Annotated in this window: 10 protein-coding genes; 7 read left to right on the plus strand and 3 right to left on the minus strand. The window is 60.5% G+C overall.

Annotated elements, in window-relative coordinates:
- Nucleotide 1: 1 nt before the first annotated feature.
- The 6 genes from ACNA0J_RS26340 to ACNA0J_RS26365 are packed head-to-tail and all read left to right on the plus strand — an operon-like array spanning nt 2 to nt 6,203.
- Complete coding sequence (locus tag ACNA0J_RS26340) at nt 2-1,198, plus strand: CaiB/BaiF CoA transferase family protein (protein ID WP_415821853.1); 1,197 nt, start codon at nt 2-4, stop codon at nt 1,196-1,198.
- A 24-nt stretch (nt 1,199-1,222) separates the two neighbouring features.
- Complete coding sequence (locus ACNA0J_RS26345) at nt 1,223-2,206, plus strand: Bug family tripartite tricarboxylate transporter substrate binding protein (RefSeq protein WP_415821854.1); 984 nt, start codon at nt 1,223-1,225, stop codon at nt 2,204-2,206.
- Between the two features lie 20 nt (nt 2,207-2,226).
- A complete protein-coding gene (locus ACNA0J_RS26350) occupies nt 2,227-2,988 on the plus strand; it encodes an enoyl-CoA hydratase/isomerase family protein (RefSeq protein ID WP_415821855.1) in 762 nt (253 codons plus the stop codon).
- Between the two features lie 5 nt (nt 2,989-2,993).
- Complete coding sequence (locus ACNA0J_RS26355) at nt 2,994-4,655, plus strand: AMP-binding protein (RefSeq protein WP_415821856.1); 1,662 nt, start codon at nt 2,994-2,996, stop codon at nt 4,653-4,655.
- Nucleotides 4,652-5,626 carry a hydroxymethylglutaryl-CoA lyase gene (locus tag ACNA0J_RS26360; RefSeq protein ID WP_415821857.1) on the plus strand — a complete coding sequence of 325 codons (975 nt, stop codon included), beginning with the start codon at nt 4,652-4,654 and terminating at the stop codon, nt 5,624-5,626. Before ACNA0J_RS26355 ends, ACNA0J_RS26360 begins: the two co-directional genes overlap by 4 nt.
- Nucleotides 5,627-5,681: 55 nt before the next feature.
- Nucleotides 5,682-6,203 (plus strand): MarR family winged helix-turn-helix transcriptional regulator, encoded by a 522-nt coding sequence (locus ACNA0J_RS26365; RefSeq protein WP_415821858.1) that lies wholly within the window; start codon nt 5,682-5,684, stop codon nt 6,201-6,203.
- A gap of 67 nt (nt 6,204-6,270) precedes the next feature.
- On the opposite strand, the gene ACNA0J_RS26370 is transcribed toward ACNA0J_RS26365, so the two are convergent.
- On the minus strand, nt 6,271-8,334 hold the full coding sequence (locus ACNA0J_RS26370) for a TonB-dependent copper receptor (protein WP_415821859.1): 2,064 nt from the start codon (nt 8,332-8,334) through the stop codon (nt 6,271-6,273).
- A 191-nt stretch (nt 8,335-8,525) separates the two neighbouring features.
- Here ACNA0J_RS26370 and ACNA0J_RS26375 point away from each other — a divergent pair, with 191 nt between their 5' ends.
- Complete coding sequence (locus ACNA0J_RS26375) at nt 8,526-9,554, plus strand: Bug family tripartite tricarboxylate transporter substrate binding protein (protein ID WP_415821860.1); 1,029 nt, start codon at nt 8,526-8,528, stop codon at nt 9,552-9,554.
- 17 nt (nt 9,555-9,571) lie between these two features.
- Here ACNA0J_RS26375 and glpK read toward each other — a convergent pair whose 3' ends face one another.
- Both glpK and ACNA0J_RS26385 read right to left on the minus strand, forming a co-directional pair.
- Nucleotides 9,572-11,113 (minus strand): glycerol kinase GlpK, encoded by a 1,542-nt coding sequence (gene glpK / locus ACNA0J_RS26380; RefSeq protein WP_415821861.1) that lies wholly within the window; start codon nt 11,111-11,113, stop codon nt 9,572-9,574.
- A gap of 132 nt (nt 11,114-11,245) precedes the next feature.
- Complete coding sequence (locus ACNA0J_RS26385; protein WP_415821862.1) at nt 11,246-12,610, minus strand: DHA2 family efflux MFS transporter permease subunit; 1,365 nt, start codon at nt 12,608-12,610, stop codon at nt 11,246-11,248.
- Nucleotides 12,611-12,771 lie beyond the last annotated feature (161 nt).

A 12,771-nucleotide genomic window follows, 5' to 3' on the forward strand; every position in this document is an offset into this window, starting at 1 on the left:
AATGAGGCCACTCGAAGGAATCACCATTCTGGATCTGTCGCGCGTACTGGCATGCCCGTTCGCGTCGATGATACTCGCGGAGTTGGGTGCGGAGGTCATCAAGGTCGAGCAGCCAAAGACTGGCGATGAAACTCGATCGTTCGAACCCATGGTGCAGGGCGACACGGCAGCGGTGTCGGCCTACTATCTCGCCTTCAATCGCAGCAAACGTTCTATCACGGTCAACCTGCGATCTCCTCAGGGGCAGGACATCGTGCGTCAGTTAGCGACGCAGGCGGACGTAGTGCTAGAGAACTTCCCCGTCGGGACCTTGAGCAAGTATGGCCTGGACTATGCGGCGCTGCGTGCTGTCAACGAGCAATTGATCTACGTCAGTTGCACAGGCTTTGGCATGACGGGGCCCTATGCCAATCGCAAAGGCTACGACACCGTATTTCAAGCAATGGCGGGCATCATGAGCCTGACAGGCGAGCGCGGCGGCGGTCCAGTCAAACCCGGCTTGCCTGTGGCGGATTTGAGTTCCGGACTCTGGGTGACGATTGCTGTGCTGACCGCGCTGGCAGGACGCGACAAGACGGGCAAAGGCAGTCATGTGGATTTTTCGATGTTCGATGGCCAGGTGGGCTTGTTGTCGCTTGCCGCCGCACGCTGGTTCGCCCTTGCAGAAGTCCCCGAGCGTCTCGGCACGGAACATCCTGGGCGCATCCCGTCAGCGGCATTTGTCTGCGGCGATGGCAAATGGGTGCAGATTACCGGCAGCGATCAACATTGGGTGCCCTTGTGCAATTTGCTAGGTCTGGAAGACTGGGCCAGCGATGCCGGGCTCACGAAAAATGCCGGCCGCCTGGCGCGCCGCGAGGAGGTGATGGCAGGCTTGCAAGCAGCGATCAGCCGGCTGGATCGAGATGAGCTATGCCGCCGTTGCGACGCGGTGGGCGTGCCGGCTGGCCCTATTTTGCAGGTCGACGAAGTGCTCGGCAACGAGCACGTGGCTGCGCGGGGCATGGTGGTCGAGTATCCGCATCCGCAAATCGGCCGTTTTCATGGCCTGAAAATTCCGTTTCGCTTTGACGGGTTCGACGATCCCAGCGTCACGCGCCCGCCCATGCTGGGTGAACACACCCACGACATCCTGCACGAAAAGCTGTCGCTCAGCGATGCGGAGATTCAACGCTTGCACGCCGAGGGTGCGATCTGAGCTTTTCCAGACAAGGAGACAATGATGAGAAAAAGTATTCGCTTGTTGAAAAACGCATTACTGCTTTTTTCCATGGGTGTAGTGACGCCGGCTGCCATGGCGCAAGACAACTACCCATCCCGCCCTATTACCCTGGTCAATCCGTATGCCGTCGGAGGGCCGGCAGATTTGCTGGGCCGCGCGTTGGCTAAAGAGCTGGGTGATGTCCTTGGCCAATCCATCATCGTTGAAAACAAGGCGGGCGGTGGAGCCTCGATCGGCGCTGCCTATGTCGCCAAAGCCGCACCCGATGGCTACACCTTGCTGTTGGGAACGGCTGCCGCTCACACGGTGACGCCACTGGCCACTCACGTGCCTTATGACGGCGTTACGGATTTCGAGTTCATTGGCATGGTGGCCAATGTGCCGAATGTGCTGACGGTGCATCCGTCGGTGCCTGCTAAAACCGTGCAGGAATTCATTGCCTTGGCCAAGGCCGAACCAGGAAAGATCAGTTATGGTTCGGCAGGGATGGGCAGTTCACCGCATATCGGCGGTGAGATGTTCAAGAAGGCCGCTGGCGTCGATCTGATGCACGTGCCCTACAAGGGCGCTGCGCCAGCCGCCAATGATATGGTGGCCGGCGTCGTGCAAGCCGGTTTTTTGAACGTCTCTGCCGTATTGCCATTGATCAAATCCGGCCGTTTGCGTGCGCTGGCTTATGGTGGCAGCAAGCGCCTGGCGGACTTGCCCGATGTACCGATTTTTGCGCAGGCGGGGCTGCCTGATCTGGAAATGGGCAGCTGGTATTCGCTGGCAGTACCTGCCAAGACGCCGGCTGCGGTGGTGGACAAGCTCGCGACAGCCTTGCAGACGGTACAGGCCAAGCCCGAGTTTCAAAAGACGCTGGCCATCCAGAATGCCGAAACCATGCCTCAGCTAAAGGCGCAGGCGACCGAATACATCCGCGCGGATGGGCAGCGGCTGGCCGAGCTCGTGCGCGTTACTGGCATGAAATTGCAGAACTGAGATCCAAGGTAGCTTTGACTATGCAGACTTATCCGGAATTCACCACATTACGTTTGGCAATCACCGAAGGCGTAGCCACGCTGTGGTTGGCGCGCCCAGATAGCCGCAACGCTTTGAACGTCGCGATGTGCCAGGAGTTGACGGCCGCGTGCGAAGCGCTCGAAAACGACAGCGAGGTACGGGTCGTCGTCATCCGTGGCGAAGGCGTCGCATTCTGCGCCGGAGCCGATCTCAAGGAACGCCAGGGCATGAGTCCTGCCGAGATGGTGGCGCGGCGCGTCAATGGCTTTACCGCCTATGCTGCGATCGAGGCGGTGTCCAAACCCGTTATCGCGGCGGTGCATGGCCCGGCGTTCGGATCGGGTTGCGAGATTGCGGCAGCGTGTGATTTTGTGCTGGCCAGCCCTGCCGCCGTTTTCAAGTATCCCGAAGTGGGCTGGGGAACGGTAGGTGCGACGCAGCGTTTGCCGCGCATTGTGGGGCGGCGCATGGCAAAGGAGCTCTTGTTCACTGGCCGGCTCGTCGACGCCAGCGAGGCCGCACAATTGGGCCTGGTCAACCATGTGTTTGATGCAGAGACATTTGATATGCGGGTGACGGAGATGGCCACGCAAATTGCCGCCGCAAATCCGTTGACGGTGAAACTGACCAAGCGCAGCATCGATAACGGTCTGGAGACTACGCGCGAGGGAGCGATGGCGATCGAGCTATTGGCGATTCAGGAAAACCTGCGCCATAGCGATTGGAAAAAAGCCATCGAGAATTTTGGCAAGAAAGGTTGAAGACGATGCGATTGCTGGATGATGCAGGGATTCCGGTGCCCACAACGCTGTCGCAGGTGCTGCGAGAGACGGTGGCCGGCCGGGGCGATCATGAGGCTTATGTGGGGCCGGGTGAGCGTCATGTCTGGTCGGCCCTTGCGGTCGATAGCCGCCGTATCGCAAAGGCACTGTACGCTGCCGGGATCAAAAAAGGCGATCATGTCGGGCTGATGCTGGGCAACTCCGGCGGCTGGATCGCGGCGTTTTTTGCTTGCGCCTCCATCGGGGCCGTGACTGTTCCCGTCAATACGCGCTTCAAGGCCGAAGAGCTCTTGTTTTGCCTGCAGCAATCGAACGTCAAGCTGCTGATCTATGCAGACAGTTTCTTGGGTATCGATTTCACAGGGGTGCTGCGCCAGGTGGAGCCCGCGATCGACGAGAAATTGCCGGGTGCGGTGTTGCCTGCGCTGGCTCGTGTCGTCACCGTAGGCGGTGCGGGCGTTCCTGCTGGCGCTGTGTCTTACGACGCATTCTTATCAGCGGCCGAGAAAATTTCCGACGAAGAGATCGATCCGATGATGGCTCGCGTTGTGCCCGACGATGTGCTGCTGATTCAGTACACCTCCGGTACGACGTCATTTCCCAAAGGGGTGATGTTGAGCCATGCGAACATGCTCGGTGATGCGGCGAGCGTCGCCAGGCGCATGGGCGTGTGTGAAGAGGACCGCTATTTCAGCATTCGTCCGTTCTTCCATGTGGCCGGCAGTACCTTGTCGGTGCTTGTGTCGCTGGTGTCGGGTTGCTGTCTGCTGAGCATGCCCAAGTTCGACGTGGCTGAGGCTTTGCGTGTGCTGGACACAGAGCGTTGTACGTTGACCTCTGGCAATGACACGATTTTCCTGATGTTGATGGGCCACGAAGATTTCGATCCGGCGCGATTGCACTTGACCGGTGGGTGGGCGGCCGCGGGGCCGGAAGTCATGCAGAAAATCCGCGATGTAATGAACGTGCCGTATGTCTGCAATGCCTATGGTCAGTCCGAGGCTTCGCCTAACGTGCTCGTCAGCGACAAAACCGACGATTTCGCATTGCGCCGCGATGGCTTCATGTTGCCTCATCCGGGTGTTGCGGTACGCATTGCAGATGCAGAAACGGGGGCTGTGCTGGCGCCTGGCGCCAGCCAAGGAGAAATCCAGGTTCGCGGCTGGAACGTGATGCGTGGCTACTACAACATGCCCGAGGCGACTGCCAAGGCGTTTACTGCCGATGGGTGGTTGCGCACAGGCGACCTGGGAGAGCAGCGCGCCGATGGTCGAATGCGCATGGTGGGTCGTCTGAAGGACATGTACCGTGTCGGTGGGGAAAATGTCGCGCCGGCAGAGGTCGAGGAGGTTCTGCATGCGCATCCTGCCGTCCGGCAGGCGCAGGTGATCGGTGTGCCCGATGCCCGGTTGGGTGAGGTGACTGGCGCATTCATTTTGCTCAAGCCGGGGCAGCAAGCGACCAACGATGAGTTGGTAGCATGGTGCAAGGCACGATGCGCCAATTTCAAGGTGCCTAGATATATTGCTCAGGTTGATACGTTTGAGCATATCGGCATGACGGGCAGCAGCAAGGTTCAGAAAAACAAGCTGCGCGAGCACGCCATCGAGCTGTGGAATATTCGTTCGGATACGGTGGCTTCATGACAATCGATGCGTTCACGCTTGAAGACGACGGCCGCGATGTCGTGCTATGCGAATGCTTTGCCCGCGATGGGCTGCAGCATGAACCAAATCACTTGGCGACCTCGGCCAAGGTGGATTTGGTCACTCGCTTTGCTGAACTGGGGTTCGCCCGCGTCGAGGCGACGTCCTATTCCAACCCCAAGGTGATTCCGCAGTTTGCCGATGCGTCGGCCATGCTGCAGGCGCTGCCGCGCAAACCCGGGGTCTTTTATAAAGCCACGTGTGCCAACATGCGCGCGGTTGAGCGTGCATTGGCCGATGCCGAGGCAGGTTTTGGTGCGAACGAGATCAGCTTGCTGGTATCTGCCACCGACACGCATTCGCAGAAAAACCTGGCACGCAGCCGGGCCGACCAATGGCGTAACGTTGCCGAGATGGCGGCAGCTGCTGCAGACCGTTTCCGTTTGATCGGCACGATCTCCATGGCCTTTGGCTGTCCATTCGAAGGGCGCGTCGATCCAGAAAGTGTGCTGGCCGATGTGGGGCGATTTCGAGACGCGGGGGTACGCCATATCGCCCTGGGCGATACCACGGGCACTGCCACACCGCGGACGACGGCAGACCTGTTTCGCCGTATGCGCAATGCTTATCCGGATGTGCATCCTATCGCGCATTTTCACGATACGCGCGGCACCGGCCTGGTCAATTATGTGGCGGCGCTGGATCAGAATGTGCGCCATTTCGACTGCGCCATTGGCGGCGTGGGTGGCCATCCGGTCAAGGTGAAATATGGCGGCGGACACACCGGTAATGTCGTTAGCGAAGACCTGATCGATCTATTCGAAAACATGGGGGTGAAAACCGGTGTGAACATCGATGCCTTGCTGGAGACGGTGGAGGCTTGCGAAGCCGCGCTGGGACGAGAGCTGCAAGGGCGTGTGGCACGCAGTGGGCTCAATCCGCTGCGCAATGCGTTGAACCACCGGGATTGATTGCGGCGGTCGGTGCTTCTTTCACTGTTGACCGGGATTTTTTATACTTGCGCCCATGCCTAATACCGACGCCCCCTCGCCTGAATCCGCGCCCACTGTCGCGAGTCACTTCAAGGAACTGGTCTCGTTTCGCCTGAATATGCTGGCCAACCACTGGAGCCGCCTGGCAGCCGAATCGAACCAGCGTGATTTTGATCTGGATCCGCGAGAGTGGCGGATTCTGGGCATGCTGGGAGCTTACGCACCGATGTCGCTGCAGGGACTGGCCAGAGAGGTCAATATCGACAAAAGCCTGGCGAGCCGGGCGGTGTCATTAATGATCGAGCGCGGTTTGCTGCGGCGTGGTTCGGATGAGAACGACGGCCGCGGTGTACAGCTGAGCCTGACGACTAAAGGCAAGAATCTCTATCGCAAGGTCTTTCCCAAGGCGGTGGAGCGCAATGAGGCTTTGTTGTCAGTCTTGAGTCCGGCAGAACGAGAGATCTTCGAGCGTGCCTTGACTCGGCTCACCGAGCATGCGCAGCAGACTTTAGCGCTGGATCGTGTCAAGACGTCCAAGCGTAAGAAGGAAACTTGATTTTTCGGGGGGATGGGTGTGCGGGAAGGATGGCGGGTGCCAGTTCCTTCCGTCATTCAGCGCAGGCCTAGTAAGCCACTCCCACCCGCGCCCACACCGCACGTCCTGGTTCGTTAAAAGCAGTATTCCCCGAATATCCGAACGCCGCGTTGCCCGCGCGATTCAGATGCTCGCTGTACGTCTTGTTCAATAGATTGTCTATCCCGGCTGTGAGTTGAACATGCTTGTTCACAGCGTAGCCTCCGTTGAGGGAAATCACGCCAAATCCGCTGCTGGCGCTGAAGTCTTTGCCGGCCGCGTTGCCTGTGTTTAACGCATAGCGGTGTTGCGGGGCGACCAGGCGCCACAAGACGCCCGCTGTCCACAGGCCATCGTCATAGCTGGCCATCAGGCGCGCATCCAGCGGCGGGATTTGCGGCAGGGGGCGGCCATCGCTGGTGTTCTTGGCCCAGGCATAAGCCAGCGTGGCCGTCGTCGTCCAGGTGCGCGTGAGTGCATAGCGGGTGCCGAATTCACCACCGAAAATGCGCGCGTCGATGTTGGTGGCCTGTGTGCCGCCCATCTTGCCCGCCTCGAGGTATTTCATGAGAATGAAGTCGTGGATGTGGCCGGCATAGGCCGAGAACCATGCGCCGAACGTGTCGGTCTGGTACTGTGCGCCTATATCCAATTGCGTGGTTTTCTCGGGCTTGACGCCCTGAAACGCATTGACCGACCCTTGGGGGCCGCGGCTGGGAGGAAACAGTTCCCAGTAATCGGGAAAACGTTCGACATGCCCCAGCCCGACGTACCACGTCGCAGGGGCTGTCGCCATATCGTGTTCGTAACGTAGAAAGCCGCTGGGCAGCGTGTCCCTGCGGCGCGCGCCCGTCGTGGCGTTGGACACACGCATGGCGGGACGTTTCGCGCCGCGCAAATCGGTGGCCTGCGCCCAGTCCAGGCGTGCACCGGTAATGACGCGCTGTGCGTCTTCTGCGAGATGCCAAGTCATTTCGCCGAACAGACCCGTGTTGGCAAAGGTCGCATTCGTGGTCCACGATTCACGGCGATAGGACGCAGTGTCCGTGCCGCGGCGCACACGATGCCGGCCGCGTTGGAAATCGAGCCCTGTGATGAGGCTGGTGTGATCCGACACTGTCCAGGTGCCAGCAACCCGGCCGCCCCAAGTCGTGCGATTGACGTTCGAGGCATGAGCCATGGACATGGGGCTCATGCGGTCCGGCGTGCGTAGCGTGAAGTTGTCCATGACATGATTGGCATCGTTGTAATACATCTGCGTTTGTATGGTGCTCAACGTATGGCCCAGGTGGTCTTTTTCAAAACGGAAACCAAAGCTCTCTCGCTTGAACTGTGTCCCGTCCATGCCGCGGCTGGCATAACGTGCCTCGCCATCGCCGGTGCCGGCCGTCAACTCGTAGCGCGTGTCGGCATCGGGCGTGAAGCCTAACGTCAGCTCGGCACCCCATTTGTCCCAGCGCGACGGAACGGTGTTGCCGTCGCCGTCCTTGTAGTCTTGAGAGTGCGAGTGGTTGGCCGTCACGCGGGCGTATGTCTTGTCATTGCCCATGGTCAGATCCGCGGCTTGATCATTGCGGCCAAAGGAGCCGCCAACCAGGCTGCCATCGAAGCGGACGCCCGATTCGGTAAAGCGCGGTGTGTCTCGATCGAATTTGACGGTGCCAGCCGATGCGCCCGGGCCCCACAGCACGGTCTGAGGGCCCTTGATCACCGTCAATTGATCAAAGTTCGATGGGGAAATATAGGAGGTGGGCGGATCCATCCGACCTCCGCACGCGCCTGGCATGGAGGTGCCATTGCTCAGGATATTCAGGCGCGAGCCGAATAGTCCGCGTAATACCGGGTCGCTATTGGTGCCGCCATTGCCTATCGCGGAAAACCCGGGGATCGTTTTCAAATAGTCGGTTCCATCGCTGGCGGGTAGCGGTTGGCGAGGCAGCTTGGGATCGGTGACAAAGACCAGCGGCGCGCTCGGTGATGCGCTGGTGATGACGATGGGGCTTGGCTGATAAACAGCGCCGGGCGCGTCATCAGCGTGAGTCACGGCGGGATGGATGCACATCAGTGCGGCGGCAAGGCGGCTCACATGGAGCCAAGTGGGGGGATTTTGCATGAGGGCACAGCGTGGTGTGAACAGGGTCAGTGGTGACAGGTACCCTATTCGGCGGCAGGCGTGTATAGGAGCAGTATCTTTGTGTTCAAAATAGGACCGCGTGTCATTCTTTGCTCGATTCGCCTGGCGGCCTGAGATCGCATGGAGTATGCTGCGGGCCTTACAAAAACCCATGCCGTGGAGACAACGCCATGTTCCAATCACCATCGCATTCACTTATTTCGACAGTGCGCCGCACGCTGGTGCTCGGGGCCGCCGCTGTCGTGACTGGCCTGGCCAGCGTTGCGCCGGCCGTTGCACAAAGCACCGATTTCCCCACCAAGCCCTTGCGCTTTATCGTGCCTTATCCGCCCGGCGGGCCGTTGGATTCTTCAGCCCGTTTGCTGGCCGAGAAAGTCCGCGCTTCGCTGGGGCAGCCCGTCATCGTGGAAAACCGCGCCGGTGCGGGCGGTAACATTGGCGCCGATCTGGTCGCCAAGGCCGCGCCAGACGGCTATACCTTGGTCATGGGCGCCGTGGCGACGCATGCCATCAATCCTTGGCTGTTCGCCAATTTGCCGTACGACCCCATCAAGGATTTTGCGCCGGTCACCATCGTGGCCGCGGTGCCGAATGTCCTGGTGATGAATGTCGATTTCGCCAAGGCCAACCACATCAATACGCTGGCTGACCTGATCGATTACGCCAAGAAAAACCCTGATCGCTTGAACTACGGTTCAGGCGGCAACGGCAGCGCTGGCCATCTGGCAGGAGAGTTGCTCAAGGCACGCGCCGGCGTCCAGGCGGTACATGTTCCCTATCAAGGGGCGTCGCCTGCTCAACTGGCGCTGCTGGCTGGGCAGTCGGATTTCATGTTCGACAATCTGGCGGCCTCGGCCCCCATGATCAAGGACGGCAAGGTCAAAGCCCTGGCCGTCACGACCCTGCAGCGTTCTTCGCTTTTGCCAGACGTTCCTACGATGGACGAGGCTGGCGTCAAAGGGTTTGACCTGGGGACCTGGTTCGGTGTCTTTACTACTGGCGGCACGCCGCCCGATGTGGTGGCAAAGCTGAATAAGGCCTACGCCGATGCCCTGCGCCAACCGGATATCCGCGAACGCCTGCTCGCCATGGGTTCTGAGGCTCAGCCCATGACGGCTGAGGCTTTTGCGGAATTTGTGAAGAAAGAAAAGGCCAAGTACCAGGAAATCGTCAAACTTTCCGGCGCCAGCCTGAATTAAGCGCGTCGCCCGGGCATTCAGTTGCCTGGGCGTGCCCAGCCTTTGGCGTGTTCTACCGCCTGGCGCCATCGCGCCAGTCTTGCGGCGCGCCGATCTGCGCTCCACTGCGGTTCAAAGCGGTGTTCGGCTTCCCACTGACTGGCAAATTCGTCCAGCCCTGACCAAAAACCGACGGCCAGCCCTGCCAGCCCCGCTGCGCCGCGTGCGGTGGATTCCGACACGCGCGGCCTGACGACCGCGACACCCAGCAGATCGGCCTGCATTTGCATTAATAGATCGTTGCGCGCCGCGCCGCCGTCCACACGCAGTTCAGACAATTCAATGTTGCTGTCGGCCTTCATGCAGGTCATCAACTCGGCACTTTGCAGTGCGATGGCTTCCAGTGTGGCCCGTGCGACGTGAGCGTGTGTCGTACCGCGGGTCAGCCCGACCAGCGTGCCACGAGCATAAGGATCCCAGTCGGGGGCCCCCAAGCCCGCAAAGGCGGGAACCAGGAAAACATCGTCCGTGTCGGCTACGCTGGCTGCCAAGGCCTCGATCTGGTCGGAGCGTTGAATGATCTTCAGTCCGTCCCGCAGCCATTGCACGGCAGCACCTGCCATGAAGACTCCGCCCTCCAGCATGTAAGTGGGCGTCCCGGCAGAGGGCGTGGAGGCATTCGATCCGTGCTGTTCGCCAGGCAACCCCCAGCCTATGGTCGACAGTAGATTGTTGTGCGACACCACGGGTTTATCGCCGACATTCATCAGCATGAAACATCCCGTGCCATAGGTGTTTTTGGCCATGCCTGGCTTGAAGCACGCCTGGCCAAAGGTCGCCGCCTGTTGGTCGCCCGCGACGCCGGCAATGGGAATGGGGCCACCGAACCAGTCAGGCAGCGCATGACCGATCACGGCGCTGCTGGGGGCGATCGATGGCAGGACGCTGCGCGGAATGTCGAGCAAGGCCAGGATCTCGTCGCTCCAGTCTTGCGTATGAATGTCGAATAACAGAGTGCGCGAGGCATTGCTGGGGTCTGTGCTGTGTACGGCGCCGCCAGTCAGATGCCAGATCAGCCAGCTGTCTATCGTGCCAAAAGCGACTTCGCCCCGTTGTGCGGCCGCGCGTGCGCCGGGGACGTTATCCAGTAACCATGCCAGCTTGGTGCCGGAAAAATACGCGTCCAGCACCAGCCCCGTGCGTTCCTGCAGCAACTTGTCGTGGCCCTGCGCGCGCAGTTGATCGCACAGGGGGGCGGTACGGCGGTCTTGCCAGACCAATGCATGGGCCAGTGGTTGGCCGGTGGCACGATCCCAGATCAATGTGGTTTCGCGCTGGTTGGTGATGCCGATCGCCGCGACGTCGGCCGCCGTGGCGCCAGCATTGCGCAGCGCGATACGGGCGACCTCCAACTGGCTTTGCCAGATTTCGTTGGCATCGTGCTCCACCCAGCCGGGTTGCGGGTAGTGCTGCCGGAATTCGCGCTGACCCAGGCCGCGGGCCGTGCCTTGGCGGTCGAACACAATGGCACGTGAACTGGTGGTGCCCTGGTCCAGGGCCAGGATGAACGATTTGGTCATATTGCTCGGGCCTCGGGAATGCGTTGTCTCGTAGGGTGCTGTTCTTGGTTTGCCTATATCCGCAAGTATGACCGACGTTGCGAACAAGGGGTAGTCAGCGCCCGCGGCCGTAGCCGGGCCCTTACTGGCGCTTTACGCTTGCTGTAGCTGCGCTCCCGCGGTTCTTGATAAGCGCTGAAACGAGAACGTGGCGGCCGAGCACAGGACGCCGATGACCACAAAGGCAATCATGACGTCGCCGATCGCGACTTTGTCAGCGCCGCGCGCGGCGATGCTGAGATTCAGCGTGACAGCCGCCACGCCGACGCCCAGGCTGATGCCCAGTTGCTGCGCCATCGCTGCGAAACTGCTGGCACGGCTCATGCGTTCAGGCGACATGTCGGCATAGGTCAGGGTGTTGACGGCGGTGAACTGCAGCGACCGGAAAAAGCCGCCTGCCAGCAAAATAGCGATCATCAGCCAGACCGGGGTCGTGGGTGTAAACGCCGCACAAGCAATGATGAACACGCCGGTCAACACGGCATTGATCGTCAGCACACGGCGAAAACCGAAATGCTGCACGATAGGCGTAGCGACGAACTTCATCAGCAGGGCGCCGGCCGCGCTGGCAAAGGTAATCAGACCGGCGGCAAAGGGCGTCATGTTGAAACCCACCTGCAACTGGACCGCCAATAAAAATGGCATCGCACCTACGGCGAACCGGCAAAGATTGCCGCCCAGCACCGAAATCGCAAAGGTCGGCTCACGCATCAGCGTCAGGTCCAGAATGGGGTGTTCGGCGCGTTTGGCGTGTTGCACATAGAGCCACCCGCAGATCAGTCCGACGGCGGCCAGGCCGAGGACGGCTGTAGGCGGAATCAGGCTATGCCCCAACGCCTCAAAGGCGCTGACCAGGGTGGCCAGACAGACGGCGCTCAGCAGAAAACCCAGCCAATCCAGCCCGGGCACCGACGCTTCGCGGATTTCGGGGACATAACGTCGAACCAGCATGATCCCGATCGCCCCGATCGGAATATTGATCAGGAAGATCCAGTGCCACGACATGTACGTGACCATAAACCCCCCCAGCGGCGGCCCGATGACAGGCCCTAGCAAGGCAGGGATGGACAGGAACGACATGGCCTTGAGCAGGTCGTGCTTGGGTACCACGCGCAGCAGGATGATGCGGCCGACCGGCACCATCATCGCCCCGGCAATGCCCTGGGCGATCCGGGCCAGCACCAGGTGGATCAGGTTTTGAGAGAGTGCGCAGGCCACAGAGCTGAGGGTGAACAGGGCGATGGCCGCCATGAATACGCGCCGGGCGCCGTAACGATCGGCGGCCCAGCCGCTGATGGGCACAAATACCGCCACGGCCAATAGATAGGAAGTGATCGCCACATTGAGCCGTACTGCCGTCGATCCCAGCGCCTGCGCCATCGCCGGCAGCGCGGTCGCCACGACGGTGGAGTCGAGCATCTGCATGAACAGCGCGCATCCCACGATAAACGGGATCATTCGGGCTGCACGAGTCGTGTCCTGGGCGGAATTGGGTGGCGAGGCAGTACTGGCGGATTCGGAGGGCATGTCGGCGAGAGGTTCGGGGGCCTGTCGATTGTAACGCCGAGTTTTGGCCGGGCTGAAGTAAACTTGGGTTATCCGTAACCTGTTGATGCTGG

Source organism: Bordetella tumbae (genome assembly GCF_965139195.1).
In the GTDB taxonomy this organism is placed as follows: Bacteria; Pseudomonadota; Gammaproteobacteria; order Burkholderiales; family Burkholderiaceae_B; genus Bordetella_A; species Bordetella_A tumbae.

Bases quoted from the DNA above. Each gene is read 5' to 3' on its own strand.
- ACNA0J_RS26340 (WP_415821853.1), top strand. From the start codon at position 2: ATGAGGCCACTCGAAGGAATCACCATTCTGGATCTGTCGCGCGTACTG.
- ACNA0J_RS26345 (WP_415821854.1), top strand. From the start codon at position 1,223: ATGAGAAAAAGTATTCGCTTGTTGAAAAACGCATTACTGCTTTTTTCC.
- ACNA0J_RS26350 (WP_415821855.1), top strand. From the start codon at position 2,227: ATGCAGACTTATCCGGAATTCACCACATTACGTTTGGCAATCACCGAA.
- ACNA0J_RS26355 (WP_415821856.1), top strand. From the start codon at position 2,994: ATGCGATTGCTGGATGATGCAGGGATTCCGGTGCCCACAACGCTGTCG.
- ACNA0J_RS26360 (WP_415821857.1), top strand. From the start codon at position 4,652: ATGACAATCGATGCGTTCACGCTTGAAGACGACGGCCGCGATGTCGTG.
- ACNA0J_RS26365 (WP_415821858.1), top strand. From the start codon at position 5,682: ATGCCTAATACCGACGCCCCCTCGCCTGAATCCGCGCCCACTGTCGCG.
- ACNA0J_RS26370 (WP_415821859.1), bottom strand. From the start codon at position 8,334: ATGCAAAATCCCCCCACTTGGCTCCATGTGAGCCGCCTTGCCGCCGCA.
- ACNA0J_RS26375 (WP_415821860.1), top strand. From the start codon at position 8,526: ATGTTCCAATCACCATCGCATTCACTTATTTCGACAGTGCGCCGCACG.
- glpK (WP_415821861.1), bottom strand. From the start codon at position 11,113: ATGACCAAATCGTTCATCCTGGCCCTGGACCAGGGCACCACCAGTTCA.
- ACNA0J_RS26385 (WP_415821862.1), bottom strand. From the start codon at position 12,610: ATGATCCCGTTTATCGTGGGATGCGCGCTGTTCATGCAGATGCTCGAC.